The 18,304-nt window shown below is 71.7% G+C and carries 16 protein-coding genes; all 16 read left to right on the top strand.

The genetic code is table 11. The annotated features are described in order from the left end of the window. Positions 1–182: 182 nt before the first annotated feature. The 16 genes from pyrR (at position 183) to F4558_RS15540 (ending at position 18,235) form a co-directional block, all read left to right on the top strand. Positions 183–767: a bifunctional pyr operon transcriptional regulator/uracil phosphoribosyltransferase PyrR gene (gene pyrR, locus F4558_RS15615; protein WP_053655448.1), complete on the top strand. Its 585-nt coding sequence runs from the start codon at positions 183–185 to the stop codon at positions 765–767. Beyond that, on the top strand, positions 764–1,684 hold the full coding sequence (locus tag F4558_RS15610) for an aspartate carbamoyltransferase catalytic subunit (RefSeq protein WP_053655450.1): 921 nt from the start codon (positions 764–766) through the stop codon (positions 1,682–1,684). Before pyrR ends, F4558_RS15610 begins: the two co-directional genes overlap by 4 nt. Then, complete coding sequence (locus F4558_RS15605) at positions 1,681–2,958, top strand: dihydroorotase (RefSeq protein ID WP_167944886.1); 1,278 nt, start codon at positions 1,681–1,683, stop codon at positions 2,956–2,958. Before F4558_RS15610 ends, F4558_RS15605 begins: the two co-directional genes overlap by 4 nt. Next, positions 2,955–4,136: a glutamine-hydrolyzing carbamoyl-phosphate synthase small subunit gene (gene carA, locus F4558_RS15600; protein ID WP_053655454.1), complete on the top strand. Its 1,182-nt coding sequence runs from the start codon at positions 2,955–2,957 to the stop codon at positions 4,134–4,136. The genes F4558_RS15605 and carA overlap by 4 nt, the downstream gene beginning before the upstream one ends. Beyond that, complete coding sequence (gene carB / locus F4558_RS15595) at positions 4,129–7,476, top strand: carbamoyl-phosphate synthase large subunit (RefSeq protein WP_053655456.1); 3,348 nt, start codon at positions 4,129–4,131, stop codon at positions 7,474–7,476. Before carA ends, carB begins: the two co-directional genes overlap by 8 nt. Further along, the gene (locus F4558_RS15590) at positions 7,473–8,519 is read left to right on the top strand and encodes a quinone-dependent dihydroorotate dehydrogenase (RefSeq protein ID WP_053655458.1); all 1,047 of its coding nucleotides are present in this window, start codon (positions 7,473–7,475) and stop codon (positions 8,517–8,519) included. Before carB ends, F4558_RS15590 begins: the two co-directional genes overlap by 4 nt. A gap of 224 nt (positions 8,520–8,743) precedes the next feature. Continuing rightward, positions 8,744–8,932, top strand: coding sequence for a hypothetical protein (locus tag F4558_RS15585; RefSeq protein WP_167944884.1), 189 nt, complete (start codon positions 8,744–8,746; stop codon positions 8,930–8,932). Continuing rightward, a complete protein-coding gene (locus F4558_RS15580) occupies positions 8,929–10,203 on the top strand; it encodes an adenosylmethionine--8-amino-7-oxononanoate transaminase (RefSeq protein ID WP_167944882.1) in 1,275 nt (424 codons plus the stop codon). The genes F4558_RS15585 and F4558_RS15580 overlap by 4 nt, the downstream gene beginning before the upstream one ends. Before the next feature lie 74 nt (positions 10,204–10,277). Continuing rightward, positions 10,278–11,114, top strand: coding sequence for an orotidine-5'-phosphate decarboxylase (pyrF, locus tag F4558_RS15575; RefSeq protein WP_053655461.1), 837 nt, complete (start codon positions 10,278–10,280; stop codon positions 11,112–11,114). A 178-nt stretch (positions 11,115–11,292) separates the two neighbouring features. Further along, positions 11,293–11,610, top strand: a complete 318-nt coding sequence (gene mihF, locus F4558_RS15570) for an integration host factor, actinobacterial type (RefSeq protein WP_053655462.1) — start codon at positions 11,293–11,295, stop codon at positions 11,608–11,610. Between the two features lie 25 nt (positions 11,611–11,635). Next, complete coding sequence (locus F4558_RS15565) at positions 11,636–12,169, top strand: nucleoside/nucleotide kinase family protein (RefSeq protein ID WP_167944880.1); 534 nt, start codon at positions 11,636–11,638, stop codon at positions 12,167–12,169. Between the two features lie 64 nt (positions 12,170–12,233). Further along, entirely contained in the window at positions 12,234–12,497 is a 264-nt protein-coding gene (rpoZ, locus tag F4558_RS15560; RefSeq protein WP_007075826.1) for a DNA-directed RNA polymerase subunit omega, read from the top strand. Positions 12,498–12,511: 14 nt separating this feature from the next. Next, positions 12,512–13,720, top strand: coding sequence for a bifunctional phosphopantothenoylcysteine decarboxylase/phosphopantothenate--cysteine ligase CoaBC (gene coaBC, locus F4558_RS15555; RefSeq protein WP_167944879.1), 1,209 nt, complete (start codon positions 12,512–12,514; stop codon positions 13,718–13,720). 89 nt (positions 13,721–13,809) lie between these two features. Continuing rightward, complete coding sequence (gene metK, locus F4558_RS15550; protein WP_053655467.1) at positions 13,810–15,003, top strand: methionine adenosyltransferase; 1,194 nt, start codon at positions 13,810–13,812, stop codon at positions 15,001–15,003. Between the two features lie 59 nt (positions 15,004–15,062). Then, a complete protein-coding gene (locus F4558_RS15545; protein ID WP_167944877.1) occupies positions 15,063–17,009 on the top strand; it encodes a primosomal protein N' in 1,947 nt (648 codons plus the stop codon). A gap of 242 nt (positions 17,010–17,251) precedes the next feature. Then, positions 17,252–18,235: an AAA family ATPase gene (locus F4558_RS15540; protein ID WP_053655471.1), complete on the top strand. Its 984-nt coding sequence runs from the start codon at positions 17,252–17,254 to the stop codon at positions 18,233–18,235. The last annotated feature ends 69 nt before the right edge of the window (positions 18,236–18,304 follow it).

Genomic DNA, 18,304 nt, shown 5'->3' with positions numbered 1-18,304 from the left:
GGCCACCGGGGGAGTTATCCCCATTCGTCGGCCTGATCCGGTGGTCAGCAGCCGCCGTCCATCGGCCGGGTGACCACTGGTAACGTGGCGTGAAGCCCCGGTCCGGGTCTGTACGCGGTCCGACCGGAGTTGCCCGACATCCTTTAACGACCCGTCCCGTGAGGCGGGGAAGGAGGTCTGCCGTGGCGTACCCACCGGCTGCCCGCTCGTCACCACCACGACAACCCTCGGTGAAGGTCATCCTCGACAGCGCCGACGTGCAGCGCGTGGTCGACCGCATCTCGCACCAGATCCTGGAGAAGACCCAGGGCGCCGCCGACACCGTGCTGTTGGGGATTCCCACCCGTGGCGCGCCCCTCGCGCGACGGCTCGCGGCCCGCATCAGCACCTTCGAGGCCGTCGACATCCCGGTGGGTGTGCTCGACATCACGCTCTACCGTGACGACCTGCGGCGCCACGCCACCCGCGCGGTCGGCCCCACCCAGGTGCCCACCGGCGGCATCGACGGCAAGCGGGTCATCCTCGTCGACGACGTGTTGTTCTCCGGCCGCACTGTCCGGGCCGCGCTCGACGCGCTCAACGACGTGGGCCGCCCGGCGTCGGTGCAGCTCGCGGTCCTTGTCGACCGGGGCCACCGGGAGCTGCCGATCCGCGCCGACTACGTCGGCAAGAACATCCCGACCTCGCTCGCCGAGAGCGTGAAGGTCACGCTCGCCGAGACCGACGGTGTCGACGAGGTCAAGTTGTACGGAGGGGCAACCGCATGATCAAGCACCTGCTCTCCGGCGCGGACCTGGACGCCGACACCGCCACCGAGATCCTGGACACCGCCGCCGAGATGGCCACTGTCGCCGGCCGCGAGATCAAGAAGCTGCCCGCGCTGCGCGGCCGTACTGTCGTGAACCTCTTCTACGAGGACTCCACACGTACCCGGATCTCGTTCGAGGCGGCGGCGAAGCGGCTCAGCGCCGACGTGATCAACTTTTCCGCGAAGGGTTCCAGCGTCGCCAAGGGCGAGAGCCTGAAGGACACCGCGCTGACCCTGCAGGCGATGGGCGCTGACGCGGTGGTCGTGCGGCACCCCGCCTCCGGCGCCCCGCACCGCCTCGCCAACTGGGTGGACGGCTCGGTGGTCAACGCCGGCGACGGCACCCACGAGCACCCCACCCAGGCGTTGCTCGACGCGTACACGATGCGGGCCCGGCTGGGTCGGCTCGCCGGCCTGTCGGTCGCCGTGGTCGGAGACGTGCTGCACTCCCGGGTCGCCCGCTCGAACGTCCTGCTGCTGTCGACCCTCGGCGCGAAGGTGACCCTCGTCGGCCCGCCGACGCTCATCCCGGTCGACATCGCCGGCGCCCTCGCACCCGGCACCGACGTCTCCTACGACCTCGACTCGGTGCTGCCCGACGTCGACGTGGTGATGATGCTGCGGGTGCAGCGGGAGCGGATGAAGGACTCCTACTTCCCGTCCGCCCGCGAGTACGCCCGCCGCTACGGGCTGGACGGGCCCCGCATGCGCCGGCTGCCGGAGCACGCCATCGTCATGCACCCGATGAACCGGGGGATGGAGATCACCCCCGAGGTGGCCGACTCACCCCGCTCCACGATCGTCGAACAGGTCACCAACGGGGTTTCCGTGCGGATGGCCGTCCTGTACCTGCTGCTCGGAGGGAACAACCGGTGACCGCGTACCTCATCACCAGCGTGAGCGTCGTCGGCGCCGCGCCGACGGACCTGCTGATCCGCGACGGCGTCGTCGCCGAGGTCGGTGCGGGGCTGTCCGCGCCGGACGCGACGGTCATCGACGGAACCGGGCTGGTCGCCCTGCCCGGCCTTGTCGACCTGCACACCCACCTGCGCGAACCGGGTCGGGAGGACGCCGAGACCGTCGAGTCCGGCTCCCGGGCGGCGGCGCTGGGCGGCTACACGGCGGTCTGCGCGATGGCCAACACCTCTCCGGTGGCCGACACCGCGGGTGTGGTCGAGCAGGTGTGGCGGCTCGGCCGGGAGGCCGGGCTGGTCGACGTGCAGCCCGTCGGCGCGGTCACCGTCGGGCTGGCCGGCGAGCGCCTCGCCGAGCTGGGCGCGATGGCCGACTCGGCGGCCCAGGTGCGGATGTTCTCCGACGACGGGCACTGCGTGGCCGACCCGCTGCTGATGCGCCGGGCACTGGAGTACGTCAAGGCGTTCGACGGGATCATCGCCCAGCACGCCGAGGAGCCCCGGCTCACCGAGGGCGCCCAGATGCACGAGGGTGAGGTCTCCACCCGGCTCGGGCTGATCGGCTGGCCGGCGGTCGCCGAGGAGGCGATCATCGCCCGGGACGTGCTGCTCGCCGAGCACGTGGGCAGCCGCCTGCACGTCTGCCACGTCTCCACCGCCGGCAGCGTCGAGGTGCTGCGTCAGGCCAAGGCCCGTGGGGTACGCGTCACCGCCGAGGTCACCCCGCACCACCTACTGCTCACCGACGAGCGCGCGGAGAGCTACGACCCCGTCTTCAAGGTCAACCCGCCGCTGCGGACGTCCGCGGACGTCACCGCGTTGCGCGCCGCGCTCGCCGACGGCGTCATCGACATCATCGCCACCGACCACGCCCCGCACGCCGTGGAGGACAAGGAGTGCGAGTGGGCGTACGCCCGGCCGGGGATGCTCGGTCTGGAGACCGCCCTGTCCATCGCGCTCGACGTGCTCGGCCCCGAGTGGGACCTGATCGCCGAGCGGATGTCCCGCACGCCTGCCCGGATCGCCGGGCTGACCGGGCACGGCGTCGACCCGGCGCCCGGTGCGCCGGCCAACCTGACCCTTGTCGACCCGGCCGTCCGCCGCACCATCGAGCCGGCGGAGCTGGCCAGTCGCAGTCGCAACACCCCGTACGCCCGCATGACGCTGCCAGGTCGCATCGTGGCGACCTTCCTGCGCGGCGAGCCGACGGTTCTGGACGGAAAGGCTGTCAAGTGAGCAAGCGCAGACCCGCGATTCTCGTACTCGAGGACGGGCGCATCTTCCACGGCGAGGCGTACGGCAGTGTCGGGGAGACCTTCGGCGAGGCCGTCTTCAACACCGGCATGACCGGCTACCAGGAGACCCTCACCGACCCGTCGTACCACCGCCAGGTCGTCGTGCAGACCGCGCCGCACATCGGCAACACCGGCGTCAACGGCGAGGACGACGAGTCCGACCGGATCTGGGTGGCCGGGTACGTGGTGCGCGACCCGGCCCGCATCGGTTCGAACTGGCGGGCCACCGGCAGTCTGGAGGACCGGCTCGCCACCGAGGGCGTGGTGGGCATCAGCGGGGTGGACACCCGGGCGCTGACCCGGCACCTGCGCGACCGGGGCGCCATGCGGGTGGGCATCTCCAGCATCGACACGGACCCGCAGAGCCTGCTGGCCAGGGTCCTCGCGTCACCGCAGATGGTCGGCGCGGACCTCAGCGCCGAGGTGACCACCGCCAAGCCGTACGTCGTCGAGGCCGTCGGCGAGCGGCGGTTCACCGTCGCGGCGCTGGACCTGGGCATCAAGCGCAACGTGCCGCGGCGGCTCGCCGAGCGGGGGGTGACCACCCACGTGCTGCCCGCCTCGTCGAGCATCGAGGACCTGCTCGCCACCGGCGCGGACGCGGTGTTCTTCTCGCCCGGCCCGGGTGACCCGGCGACCGCCGACGGGCCGGTGGCGCTGGCCCGGGAGGTGCTGACCCGCCGCATCCCGCTGTTCGGCATCTGCTTCGGCAGCCAGATCCTCGGGCGGGCGTTGGGCTTCGGCACCTACAAGCTGGGCTACGGCCACCGCGGCATTAACCAGCCGGTGCTCGACCGGGTCACCGGCAAGGTCGAGGTGACAAGCCACAACCACGGCTTCGCGGTGCAGGTGCCGGGCGCCGGGCAGGGGGCGGTGGTCCCCGACCAGGTGATCCAGACCGAGTTCGGTGGCGTTCAGGTGTCCCATGTCTGCCTCAATGACAACGTGGTCGAGGGGCTGCGGGCCGTGGACGTACCGGCGTTCACCGTGCAGTACCACCCGGAGGCGGCGGCCGGTCCGCACGACGCGGACTACCTCTTCGACCGTTTCGCCGAGCTGATCGAGGGCCGGCAGACCAGTGCAGACCCGACCCACAGCGAGGGGCGCAGCAATGCCTAAGCGGAGCGATCTCAAGCACATCCTGGTGATCGGCTCCGGGCCGATCGTCATCGGGCAGGCCTGCGAGTTCGACTACTCCGGCACCCAGGCGTGCCGGGTGCTGCGCAGTGAGGGGATCCGGGTCAGCCTGGTCAACTCCAACCCGGCGACGATCATGACCGACCCGGAGTTCGCCGACGCCACGTACGTCGAGCCGATCACCCCGGAGTTCGTGGAACTGGTCATCGCCAAGGAACGCCCGGACGCGATCCTGGCGACCCTCGGTGGGCAGACCGCGCTGAACACCGCCGTCGCCCTGCACGAGAACGGCGTCCTGGAGAAGTACGGCGTCGAGTTGATCGGCGCGAACATCGACGCCATCAACCGGGGCGAGGACCGCCAGTTGTTCAAGGAGATCGTCGCCAAGGCCGGTGTCCGGCTCGGCGTCGAGGACCCGGCCGCGCTGGTGCCCCGCTCCCGGGTCTGCCACTCGATGGAAGAGGTCGAGGAGACCGTCGCCGATCTGGGGCTGCCTGTGGTGATCCGGCCGTCGTTCACAATGGGCGGTCTGGGTTCGGGCATGGCACACACCCCGGAGGACCTGGCCCGCATCGCCGGTGACGGTCTGGCCGCCAGCCCGGTGCACGAGGTGCTCATCGAGGAGAGCGTGCTCGGCTGGAAGGAGTACGAGCTCGAACTGATGCGCGACCGGCACGACAACGTGGTGGTGGTCTGCTCGATCGAGAACATCGACCCGATGGGCGTGCACACCGGAGACAGCGTCACAGTGGCACCGGCCATGACGCTCACCGACCGGGAGTACCAGCGTCTGCGTGACCTGGGCATCGCGGTCCTGCGCGAGGTCGGTGTGGACACCGGCGGCTGCAACATCCAGTTCGCGGTCAACCCTGTCGACGGCCGCATCGTCGTGATCGAGATGAACCCGCGGGTGTCCCGGTCGTCGGCGCTGGCGTCGAAGGCGACAGGCTTCCCGATCGCCAAGATCGCCGCGAAGCTGGCCATCGGCTACACCCTCGACGAGATCCCCAACGACATCACGTTGAAGACCCCGGCGGCGTTCGAGCCGACCCTGGACTACGTGGTGGTGAAGATCCCCCGGTTCGCGTTCGAGAAGTTCCCAGGCGCGGACCCGGAGCTGACCACCACCATGAAGTCGGTGGGCGAGGCGATGAGCCTGGGCCGCAACTTCTCCGAGGCGCTCAACAAGGCGATGCGCTCGATGGAGACCAAATCATCTGGTTTCTGGACGCAGCCCGACCCGGCCGGCGTCACGCTCGCCGACACCCTGGCCGCGCTGCGCATCCCGCACGACGGCCGGCTGTACACCGTCGAGCGCGCACTGCGCCTCGGCGCGTCGATCGCCGAGGTCAGCGCCGCATCCGGTGGCATCGACCCGTGGTTCCTGGACCAGATCGTCGCCCTGATCGAGCTGCGGGCCGAGATCGTGGACGCCCCGGTGCTCGACGCCGACCTGCTGCGCCGCGCCAAGCGGGCCGGCCTGTCCGACCGGCAGCTCGCCGCGCTGCGCCCGGAGCTGGCCGCCGAGGACGGCGTCCGCACCCTGCGGCACCGCCTCGACGTACGCCCGGTCTACAAGACTGTGGACACCTGCGCGGCCGAGTTCGAGGCGACCACGCCGTACCACTACTCGACGTACGACTCGGAGACCGAGGTCGTGCCGTCGGACCGGCCGAAGGTGCTGATCCTGGGCTCCGGCCCGAACCGGATCGGACAGGGCATCGAGTTCGACTACTCGTGCGTGCACGCCGTGCAGGCGCTGCGGTCGGCCGGCTACGAGACCGTCATGGTCAACTGCAACCCGGAGACGGTCTCCACCGACTACGACACCGCCGACCGGCTCTACTTCGAGCCGCTGACCTTCGAGGACGTCCTGGAGGTCTGGCACGCCGAGGACTCCTCGGGTCGCGCGGCTGGCGGGCCGGGCGTGGTCGGTGTGGTCGTGCAGCTCGGCGGGCAGACGCCGCTGGGGTTGGCGCAGCGACTCAAGAACGCCGGTGTGCCGATCGTCGGCACCTCCCCGGAGTCGATCCACCTTGCCGAGGAGCGGGGCGCGTTCGGTGCGGTGCTGGCCCGCGCCGGGCTGCGCGCGCCGGCGCACGGCATGGCCACCTCCTACGACGAGGCCAAGGCGATCGCCGACGAGATCGGCTACCCGGTGCTGGTCCGGCCGTCGTACGTGCTGGGCGGTCGCGGCATGGAGATCGTCTACGACGACCCGACGCTGCGTGACTACATCGGCCGGGCCACCGACATCTCCCCGAACCACCCGGTGCTGGTCGACAGGTTCCTCGACGACGCCATCGAGATCGACGTGGACGCGCTGTGCGACGCCGACGGCGAGGTCTACATCGGTGGGGTGATGGAGCACATCGAGGAGGCCGGCATCCACTCCGGCGACTCGTCGTGCGCGCTGCCGCCGATCACCCTCGCCGGGTCGCACCTGGCCGAGGTCCGCCGCTACACCGAGGCCATCGCCCGTGGCGTCGGCGTCCGTGGCCTGCTCAACGTGCAGTACGCGCTCAAGGACGACGTGCTCTACGTCCTGGAGGCCAACCCGCGCGCCTCGCGGACCGTTCCGTTCGTCTCGAAGGCGACGGCCGTGCCGCTGGCCAAGGCGGCGGCACGGATCGCGCTCGGCGCGAGCATCGCCGAGCTGCGGGCCGAGGGACTGTTGCCGGCGACCGGGGACGGCGGCACGATGTCCGCCGACGCGCCGGTAGCGGTCAAGGAGGCGGTGCTGCCGTTCAAGCGCTTCCGGACCCGCGCCGGCAAGGGCATCGACTCGCTGCTCGGGCCGGAGATGAAGTCCACCGGCGAGGTGATGGGCATCGACACCAACTTCGGGCATGCCTTCGCCAAGAGCCAGTCGGCCGCGTACGGCTCGCTGCCGACCGCCGGGAAGATCTTCGTCTCGGTGGCCAACCGGGACAAGCGCGGCATGATCTTCCCGATCAAGCGGCTTGCCGATCTGGGCTTCGAGATCGTGGCGACCACCGGCACCGCCGAGGTGCTGCGCCGGCACGGCATCGCCTGCGAGCAGGTCCGCAAGCACTACGAGGCCGGCGAGAGCGACGACGCGGTGTCACTGATCCTCGGCGGTCACGTGGCGCTGGTGATCAACACGCCGCAGGGCTCGGGTGCCAGCGCCCGTTCCGACGGCTACGAGATCCGCAGCGCCGCCGTCACCGGGGACATCCCCTGCATCACCACGGTCCCCGGCGCTGCCGCAGCGGTGATGGGCATCGAGGCGCGGATCCGGGGCGACATGCAGGTACGCCCCCTGCAGGACCTGCACGCCACCCTGCGGGCCGCCCAGTGACAGTGTTCGAGCGGGCGGTACGGCCCTGGCTGTTCCGGCTCGGCGGTGGCGACGCGGAGGCCGCGCACGAGTGGACACTGCGGCGGCTGGCCGCGCTGTCCCGGCGGCCCGCCGCGCTCGCCGCCCTGCGCACCCGGTACGCGGTGAGCGCGCCGCGCACGGTCTTCGGAGTCCGGTTCCCGAACCCGGTCGGGCTGGCCGCCGGCATGGACAAGGACGGCGCGGCGCTGGCGGCGTGGCCGGCGCTCGGCTTCGGCTTCGTCGAGGTGGGCACTGTCACCGCACACGCGCAACCGGGCAACCCCCGGCCGCGCCTGTTCCGGCTGCCGGCCAGCGAGGCGGTGGTCAACCGGATGGGCTTCAACAACGCCGGTGCCGCCGCGCTGGCCGCCCGGCTGGCCGCGCTGCCGCGCCCGATCGGTGTGCCCTTGGGCATCTCGCTCGGCAAGTCCAAGGTGACCCCGCTCGACGAGGCTGTCGAGGACTACCTCACCTCGTACCGTGCGCTGCGCGGGCACGGCGACTACTTCGCCGTGAACGTCTCCTCACCGAACACACCGGGCCTGCGCTCGTTGCAGGACCGTACGCACCTGGATGCGCTGCTCGCGGCCCTGGTGGGGGAGAAGCCGGTCCTGGTCAAGATCGCCCCTGATCTGACCGAGGCGGCCATCGCCGAACTGCTGGAGGTCTGCCTGGCCCGGGGCGCGGCAGGGGTGATCGCCACCAACACCACGCTCGGCCGTGACGGGCTTGCCCCGACGGACGCGCAGCGCGGTGCGGAGACCGGCGGACTGTCCGGCCGTCCGCTGACCGGTCGGGCCCGGGAGGTGGTCGCCTTCGTCCACCGGGAGACCGGTGGCCGGCTGCCGATCATCGGGGTCGGCGGAGTGCTGGACCCGGACGACGCCGCTCGCATGTTCGACGCCGGCGCCGCCCTGGTGCAGCTCTACACAGGCTTCATCTACCGGGGACCCGCCCTGGTCCGGGCCGTCGCCCGCGCGAAGGCCACCACGGGAGCACCTGACCCGGTCGCCGGCCGGTGACCGCAGGGGCGGTCGAGCCGACTGCGGCCTCCGTGTCGGGTGGCGTGGTCGTGGGTCGTGCCGCTCCGGTTTGCGTGTCGGGTGGCGTGATCGTGCGTCGTGCCGCTCCGGCCGCCGACCTGTCCTCGCGTCCTTTGCTCTGCTTCACCCGACGCACCACCCGTTGTCCGGATACCGGACGCTGGCCGTTGCGTGGGTTGAAGCAGAGCAAAGGACGCGCACAAGTGGTCCGGCGCGGCCGCGCCGTGCCTGCCGTCCGGGCGGTGCCCGGCCTCCGCGCCGCGTCGATGGACCGGGTCGCGTCGACGGACCGGGCCGCGTCGACGGACCGGGTCGCGTCGGACCGGGCCGGCCGGTGGTGGCGGCCCGTCTGCGGTGACCGGCCCGTCCAGCTGTGGAAGGAGTGCGCGTGACGCCCGAGGAGATCCTGGCCGCCGACCGGGCGCACGTCTGGCACCCGTACACGGCGCTGCCATCGGCTAACCAGCCGTACGTGGTGAGCAGCGCCGAGGGAGTGCGGTTGCGTCTGGCCGACGGGCGGGAACTGGTGGACGGGATGTCGTCCTGGTGGGCGGCGATCCACGGCTACCGGCACCCGGTGCTGGACGCGGCGGTGACCGACCAGCTCGGCCGGATGAGCCACGTGATGTTCGGCGGCCTCACCCACGAGCCGGCGGTCCAGCTCGCCCGGACCCTTGTCGAGCTGGCCCCGGAAGGTCTGGAGCACGTGTTCCTGGCCGACTCCGGCTCGGTGAGCGTCGAAGTGGCGATGAAGATGTGCCTGCAGTACCAGCGGGCGATCGGCAGGCCGCAGCGGCGCCGGCTCGCGACGTGGCGAGGCGGCTACCACGGTGACACCTTCCACCCGATGAGCGTCTGCGACCCCGAAGGTGGGATGCATCACCTCTGGGGCGACGTGCTGCCCCGGCAGGTCTTCGCCCCGGTGCCGCCGGGCGGGTTCGCCGATCCGCCGGACGAGGCGTACGTGGCCGCGTTGGTCGACGCCGTCGAACGGCACGCCGACGAACTGGCCGCGGTGATCGTGGAGCCGGTGGTGCAGGGCGCCGGCGGGATGCGCTTCCACCATCCCGGGTACCTGCGGGTGCTGCGCGAGGTGACCCAGGCCCACGGCGCGCTGCTGATCTTCGACGAGATCGCCACCGGGTTCGGCCGTACGGGCACGATGTTCGCCGCCGAGCACGCCGGAGTGTCCCCGGACGTGATGTGCGTGGGCAAGGCGCTCACCGGCGGCTACCTGACGTTGGCCGCGACCCTGTGCACCCCGGAGATCGCCCGGGGCATCTCCGCCGCGGGTGTCCTGGCGCACGGGCCCACCTTCATGGGCAACCCGCTGGCCTGTGCCGTCGCCAACGCCTCCCTCGGGCTGCTGCGGGCGGGGGACTGGGCGGGACAGGTCGCCAGGGTCGGCGCGGGCCTGCGCGCCGGTCTGGAGCCCCTGCGCGGCACGCCCGGCGTGACCGACGTACGGGTGCTCGGCGCGATCGGGGTGGTCCAGCTCGATCACGAGGTGGACCTCGGGGCGGCCACCGCGGCGGCCATCGACCGAGGCGTGTGGCTACGACCCTTCCGCGACCTGATCTACACGATGCCGCCGTACGTCACCGACGACGCCGACCTGGCCCGCATCGCGGCCGGGGTGGCGGCGGCGGTGGCGGCCGGCTGAGAGGGCCCGTTCACCGGGTCGACGGTGTGACCCGGGCGGGGCTGCCGCCCGGACGAGGAGAGGAGAACACTCCCATGGAGACCTTCGGCACCCGGCTGCACCGGGCGATCACCGAGCGGGGGCCGCTCTGTGTGGGCATCGATCCGCATCCCGGTCTGCTGGCCCGTTGGGGTCTCGCCGACGACGTTGACGGTCTTGACCGGTTCACCCGGACCGTCGTTGACGCCCTCGGTGACCGGGTTGCGGTGGTCAAGCCTCAGTCGGCCTTTTTCGAGCGGTTCGGGTCCCGCGGTGTGGCGATCCTTGAGTCAACTATCCGACAGTTACGGGAAGCCGGTTCGCTCGTTTTGCTGGACGTCAAGCGTGGCGACATCGGCTCAACGGTCAGCGCGTACGCCTCCGCGTACCTCGATCCATCCAGCCCTTTGTATGTCGACGCCGTCACCGCGAGCCCCTACCTGGGAGTAGGTTCGCTGGCCCCGATGTTCGAACTCGCTGCCCAGCACGGCGGCGGTGTCTTCGTGCTCGCCCTCACCTCGAACCCCGAGGGCGCCGCCGTCCAGCGTGCCCGTACGGCCGACGGGCGCACCGTCGCGCAGACCGTGATTGACGAGATTTCCCAGCTCAACAGGGGTGCAGACCCCCTCGGGAGCTTCGGTCTGGTGGTCGGCGCGACCATCGGAGACACCGGTCATGACCTCTCCGGCGTGGGTGGTCCGCTGCTCGCGCCGGGGCTCGGAGCACAGGGTGCAGGGGCCGCGGACCTACGCACAGTGTTCGGTTCCAGCCTTCCCGCAGTGCTCCCGTCGTACTCCCGGGAGGTGCTCTCGGCAGGTCCGGACGGCACCGCCCTGCGGGCCGCCGCGGACCGGGTGCTGGCCGAGTGCCGGGCCGTTCTGGCTGCCCGGTGACTGACTGACGGCTCGGTCACTCTCCGATGATCATCGCGTGCCCACGTTGCCGAAAGTTCCGTTGACCGCTAGTTTTCCCCGCGCTGGGAACCACGGACCCCTTGGTTCACAGCGACACCACGTTTCACAGATGCGGCGGTGCGCCCCGCCCGCCGCGATAGGGACCTGAGGAGAACTGGTGCCGCTCCCGTCACTGACCCCCGAACAGCGCGCTGCCGCGCTCGAGAAGGCTGCGGAGATCCGCAAGGCCCGTGCCGAGCTGAAGGAACAGCTCAAGCAGGGCAAGACCACCCTCGGTGCCGTCCTCGAACGGGCCGAGGGCGACGACGTCGTCGGCAAGCTCAAGGTTTCGGCCGTCCTCCAGGCGATGCCGGGCATTGGCAAGATCCGGGCTACCCAGATCATGGAGAAGCTCAAGATCGCTGACAGCCGTCGCCTGCGCGGCCTCGGCGAGCAGCAGCGCAAGGCACTGCTTGGAGAGTTCGCCGCCAACTGAACCTGGCAGCGTGTAGAAACAAGCAGTGAGCACGGATGACGAGGCGCGCCCGGCGGCTCGGCTCACTGTCCTGGCTGGACCTTCGGGTTCCGGCAGGGAGAGTGTCGTCGAGCTTGTCCGGGCGCGTTCTCCGTCCGTGTGGATCCCGGTGCCGGCAACTACCAGGCCGCGCCGGGAGTCCGAGATCGATGGGGAAGACCGGGTCTTTCTCTCCGCCGCGGAGTTCGAGCGCCGGGCGGCCGCCGGTGACCTGCTCGAATGGTCCCGGATCGGTCCGTACCACAGGGGCACCCCGTACCCCCCGCTGCGCGCCCGGCTCGACGCCGGGCAGGCGGTCCTACTTTCGCTCGACGTCGCCGGCGCCCAGCTGGTCCGGGCGAGACTGCCCGACGCCCGGCTGGTGCTGCTGAGCCCGCCGGGGCACCGGCCCGACGCCGCCGTGGCGGCGGCCTTCGGCCACGCCCTGACGCACGACCACACCGGGCGGGTGGCTGACGAGCTGGTAGGCTTACTCGGTTCTTCTTATCCGGATCCGGCCTGGTCGCGCGTGCGTGGCTGACGGCCGGCCGCCGTTGAGACTCAGCACCGCGTCCGCGCGGCTCGAAAGACGCAGAGGTTAATTCGTGGGATCCATCGCCAACCCCGAAGGCATCACCAACCCGCCGATCGACGAGCTCCTCGAGAAGACGACGTCGAAGTACGCGCTTGTGATCTTCGCCGCCAAGCGGGCGCGTCAGGTAAACGCCTACTACAGCCAGCTCGGTGAGGGCCTCCTGGAGTACGTCGGCCCGCTCGTTGAGACCACCCCGCAGGAGAAGCCCCTCTCCATCGCCATGCGTGAGATCAACGCGGGCCTGCTCACCGCCGAGCCGACCGACCAGCCGTAAGCGTCGGCACGTCGATGTCCGCCGGGATCGTCCTCGGGGTCGGCGGTGGCATCGCCGCCTACAAGGCGTGTGAGCTCCTGCGGCTCTTCACCGAATCAGGTCATCGGGTCCGCGTCGTACCTACCGCGTCGGCGCTCCGGTTCGTCGGAGCGCCGACCTGGTCGGCGCTGTCCGGCCAGCCGGTAGCCGACGACGTGTGGTCCGACGTCCACGAGGTGCCGCACGTCCGGCTCGGCCAGCAGGCCGACCTGGTGGTGGTCGCTCCGACAACAGCGGACCTGCTCGCGAAGGCCGCCCACGGGCTCGCCGACGACCTGTTGACGAACACGCTGCTGACCGCGCGCTGCCCGGTGCTGCTGGCCCCGGCCATGCACACCGAGATGTGGGAGCACCCGGCCACTGTCGCCAACGTCGCGACGCTGCGCTCCCGGGGCGTCCGGGTCATCGAGCCGGCCGTCGGGCGGCTCACCGGCGTCGACACAGGCAAGGGCCGGCTGCCCGATCCAGCCGAGATCTTCGCGGTCGCCCGCCGGATCCTGGCCCGTGGCGGCACCACCCCTGCCGACCTGACCGGTCGCCGCGTGGTGGTGACAGCGGGCGGCACCCGGGAACCTCTGGACCCGGTCCGCTTCCTGGGTAACCGCTCCTCGGGCAAGCAGGGCTACGCGTTCGCCCGTGCGGCGGTGGCCCGGGGTGCCCGGGTCACGCTGATCGCGGCGAACGTCTCCCTCGCCGACCCGGCCGGTGTCGACCTGGTCCGGGTGGGCTCCACCGCGGAGCTGCGGGAGGCCACCCTGAAGGCCGCCGTCGAGGCCGATGCTGTCGTGATGGCGGCGGCTCCTGCCGATTTCCGGCCGGCGACGTACGCGCCTGGCAAAATCAAGAAGTCGGACGACGGTGTCGCGCCCACCATCGAGCTCGTCACGAACCCGGACATCGCGGCGGAGCTCGGCCAGCGCAAGCGACCGGATCAGGTGCTTGTGGTGTTCGCCGCCGAGACCGGCGACGCGGAGGCCAATGCGCGGGCGAAACTCGCCCGCAAGCGGGCCGACCTCATCGTGGTCAACGAGGTCGGGCCCGACAAGGTCTTCGGTGCCGACACCAACACGGTGACGGTCATCGGAGCGGACGGCTCGGCGAGCCGCCTGCCGGAGCAGGTCAAGGAGGCTGTGGCCGACACCGTGTGGGATCTCGTCGTGGCGCGGCTGACCGACCGCTCCTGACGGGTGGAACACAGCAAGCTCCGAGTCCCGACACTGGCCGCAGTGGTGATTAGACTGCCGCAGAATGACTTCACACGCTTAGGAGTGCCGTGACACGCCGCCTCTTCACGTCCGAATCGGTCACGGAAGGCCACCCGGACAAGATCGCCGACCAGATCAGCGACGGCATCCTCGATGCGCTGCTCACCGAGGATCCCCACAGCCGGGTTGCGGTGGAAACCATGATCACCACCGGCCAGGTGCACATCGCCGGTGAGGTCACCACCAAGGCGTACGCCGACATCCCGACGATTGTGCGCCGGACCATCCTCGACATCGGCTACGACTCGTCGAAGAAGGGCTTCGACGGCGCGTCCTGTGGCGTCAGCGTCTCCATCGGGGCGCAGTCGGAGGACATCGCGCAGGGCGTGGACAACGCTTTCGAGCTGCGTACCGGTGCGTCGGAGAGCGCGCTGGACGCGCAGGGCGCCGGCGACCAGGGCATGATGTTCGGCTTCGCCTGCTCGGAGACCCCCGAGCTGATGCCGCTGCCCATCGCCCTGGCCCACCGGCTGGCCCGTCGCCTCGCCGCGGTGCGCAAGGACGGCACGATCCCGTACCTGCGCCCGGACGGCAAGACCCAGGTGACGATCGAGTACGAAGGGCTGCGCCCGGTCCGGCTGAACACCGTCGTCGTGTCCAGCCAGCATGCCGCTGACATCTCGCTGGAGTCGCTGCTCACCCCCGACGTGCGCGACCACGTCATCGCCCCGGAGTTGGAGAGCCTGGGTCTGGACACCGACGGCTACCGGCTGCTGGTCAACCCGACCGGCCGGTTCGAGATCGGCGGTCCGATGGGTGACGCCGGCCTCACCGGTCGCAAGATCATCGTCGACACCTACGGCGGGTACGCCCGGCACGGCGGCGGTGCCTTCTCCGGCAAGGACCCGTCCAAGGTGGACCGCTCCGCGGCGTACGCGATGCGGTGGGTGGCCAAGAACGTGGTCGCCGCCGGCCTGGCCGAGCGGTGCGAGGCGCAGGTCGCCTACGCCATCGGCAAGGCGCACCCGGTGAGCCTGTTCATCGAGACGTTCGGCACCGAGACCGTGTCGGTTGCCTCGATCGAGAAGGCCGTCGGCGAGGTGTTCGACCTGCGTCCGGCCGCGATCATCCGCGACCTCAACCTGCTCCGCCCGATCTACCAGCAGACCGCCGCGTACGGCCACTTCGGCCGGGAGCTGCCGGACCTGACCTGGGAGAGCACCGACCGGGCCGCCGACCTCAAGTCGGCCGCGGGAGCCTGACCGCCACCAGGCGTAGCGACCGGCGACCCGCAGAGGGGTCGCCGGTCGCGCGCGTCTGCGTGGACGTCGGTCTGGCACACCTGGACCGGCCGTTCGACTATCTGGTGCCGGCCGACCTGGACGAGGTTGCGGTGCCCGGCACCCGGGTGAAGGTGCGCTTCGCGGGGCAACTCGTCGACGGGTGGCTGCTGGCCCGCGCCGACGACTCCGGGCACACCGGCCGGCTCGCCTACCTGGAGAAGGTGGTCTCGCCGGAGCCGGTGCTGTCGCCCGAAGTCGCCCGGCTGGCGCGGGCGGTCGCCGACCGGTACGCGGGCAACCTCGCCGACGTGCTCCGGCTCGCCGTACCGCCCCGGCACGCCCGCGTGGAGAAGGAAGCCCGCGCCGACCAACCCGCCCCAGCCGAGGCCGCCGCCGGCGTCGACGCGGTCGCGGCGGCCGGATCCGAGCCGCCGGTGGATCCGCGCGGATGGCGCGACTACCCGACCGGGCCGGCTCTGCTGGCGGCGCTCACCGACGGTCGGGCACCCCGTGCGGTCTGGTCGGCGCTGCCCGGCGAGGACTGGGCCGCCCGCTACGCCGACGCGGTGGCCGCCACCGTCGCCGGGGGGCGTGGCGCGGTGGTCGTGGTGGCCGACGCCCGTGACCTGAACCGGCTCGACGCCGCGCTGACAAGCGTGCTCGGGCCGGACCGGCACGTCAGCCTCTCCGCCGCGCTCGGGCCGGCCCGGCGCTACCGGGCGTTCCTCGCCGCCCGGCGGGGGGAGGTGCCGGTGGTGATCGGCACCCGCGCGGCGATGTTCGCCCCGGTGGACCGCCTCGGTCTGGTCGCTGTCTGGGACGACGGCGACGACCTGCATTCCGAGCCCCGGGCGCCCTATCCGCACGCCCGCGATGTGCTGCTCACCCGAGCTCAGCTGGCCGAGGCCGGCGCGCTCGTCGGCGGGTACGCCCGCACCGCAGAGGCGCAGCTGCTGCTGGAGACCGGGTGGGCGCGGGAGGTCGTCGCCGACCGGGCGACGGTACGAGCCCGGGTACCCGCGATCGCGCCGACCGGTGACGACCCCCAGTTGGCCCGTGACCCGGGTGCGGCCACCGCGCGGCTGCCCAGCCTGGCGTGGACGGCTGCCCGCGACGCCGTCCGGGCGGACCTGCCGGTGCTGGTGCAGGTGCCCCGACGCGGCTATCTGCCCTCGATCTCCTGCGACGACTGCCGGACCCCGGCCCGCTGTGCGCACTGCGCCGGCCCACTGGCGCTGCCGTCGGCCGGTGGCACCCCGGCCTGCCGCTGGTGCGCCCGGGTGGCCGCCGCGTACGCCTGCCCGCAGTGCGGTGGGCGGCGGCTGCGCGCGGCGGTGACCGGCGCCCGGCGTACGGCCGAGGAGTTGGGGCGGGCGTTTCCCGGCGTGCCGGTGCGCACCTCGGGCCGGGAGGAGGTGCTGACCGACGTGCCGGGCGGCGCGTCCCTGGTGGTGGCCACGCCTGGGGCCGAGCCGGTCGCCGAGGGCGGCTACGGCGCGGTGCTGCTGCTCGACTCGTGGGCGCTGTTGACCCGGGCGGACCTGCGCGCGGGTGAGGAGGCGTTGCGTCGCTGGATGGCGGCGGCGGCCCTGGCCCGCCCGGCTCCGGCCGGCCGGGTGGTGGTGGTCGCCGACGGCGCGCTCGCCCCGGTGCAGGCGTTGTTGCGGTGGGATGCGGCCTGGTTCGCCGGCCGGGAGTTGGCTGAGCGCCGGGAGCTGGGTTTTCCGCCTGCGGTGCGGATGGCGAGCGTCACAGGCCCGGCCGAGGCGGTGGCCGATCTGCTCGCCGCCGCCCGGCTGCCGGGCGACGCCGAGGTGCTCGGTCCGGTGCCGGCCGACGAGGGTCGGGAGCGGATGCTGGTCCGGGTGCCCCGCGCGCGGGCCGCCGCGCTCGCCGAGGCGCTGCACTCGGCCGCCGGTACGCGGGCCGCCCGCAAGGCCGCCGACCCGGTCCGTCTCCAGGTCGATCCGCTGAGCCTCTTCTGACCGTTTCCGGTGCGTGCCGAGGGCGCCGGGCCTGGCCTGGGGGCGTGTCTTCGCACACTGCGTGCGGCAAAGTGGTGGCGTCGCAGTGGTAGCATCGCCCGTCATGCCATGGCGTACGGCGGCTCCAGGTCGCGACGGGGCGTCAGACGCGCCGAGCTGGATCCTCGCCCGATCGTGGGAACGCGTCGGTCGGACGCGATGTCGATGATGTCTTTGAGCCGGTGATCAGGGGTGGACCAGTCGTGACCGTTCGACAATCGATCGTCTTCAACGGCGACCTCGGCAGCGGCAAGAGCACGGTTTCGGTGGAGATCGCCAACCGGCTCGGGATGCGTCGGGTCAGTGTGGGCGACCTCTATCGGGAGATGGCGCAGCAGCGGCAGATGACCGCCCTGCAACTCAACCTGCACGCCGAGCTCGACCAGGCCGTCGACGGCTACGTCGACCAGCTCCAGCGGGACATCGCCGCCTCCGGTGAAAGCCTGATCATGGATTCCCGGCTGGCGTGGCACTTCTTCACCGACGCGCTCAAGGTGCACATGATCACCGAGCCGGGGGAGGCGGCCCGTCGGGTGCTGGCCCGCCCGTCCGGCCCGGCGGAGAGCTACGCCTCGCTGGAGGAGGCCAAGGCCAAGCTCCGGGAGCGCAGCGAGAGTGAGCGCAGCCGGTTCATCGTCCGCTACGGGGTGGACAAGGCCCGCCTGCGCAACTACGACCTGATCTGTGACACCACCCGGGCGTCCGCCGCCGAGGTGGTCGAGCACATCATCGCCGCGTACGAGGGCACGCTCGGCGTCGACGTGCTGCGGGATGCCCCGCCGCTGCTGCTGCTGGACCCGGCCCGGGTCTACCCGACCGAGGACATCGCCACCCTGCGCGACCTGTGGGACAGCGAGTTCGTCGGCGACGTGGCCGAGGCCGGTGACGAGGCGCTGGAGCCGTTGAAGATCGGCTTCACCGGCGAGTACTTCTTCGTTGTCGACGGGCACCGCCGTCTCAGCGCCGCCCTGCAGAACGGTTTCTCCCTCGTTCCGGCCCAGCTCGTCGCTGAGGTCGACGAGCCGGTCGTGGGTGGGATGAGCGCCGTGGACTACTTCACCGCGCAGGTGCGTCCCGGCCTGGTCTACGACTGGGAGTCCGCCCACAAGATCCAACTGCCGTTGCCGGAGCCCGCGCTGCTTCGCGGCAACGCCGTCCTCGCCGGGGAGCCGGGCGTCAGCGCCTGAAGCCAGCAGGCGGCCGGGCCGGCGCACGGACTGTGCAACCGACCCGGCCACCTGAGGTGAGACGGTCGC

It is taken from the genome of Micromonospora profundi (assembly GCF_011927785.1).
In the GTDB taxonomy this organism is placed as follows: Bacteria; Actinomycetota; Actinomycetes; order Mycobacteriales; family Micromonosporaceae; genus Micromonospora; species Micromonospora profundi.
This window is presented reverse-complemented; position numbering and strand designations above follow the sequence as displayed.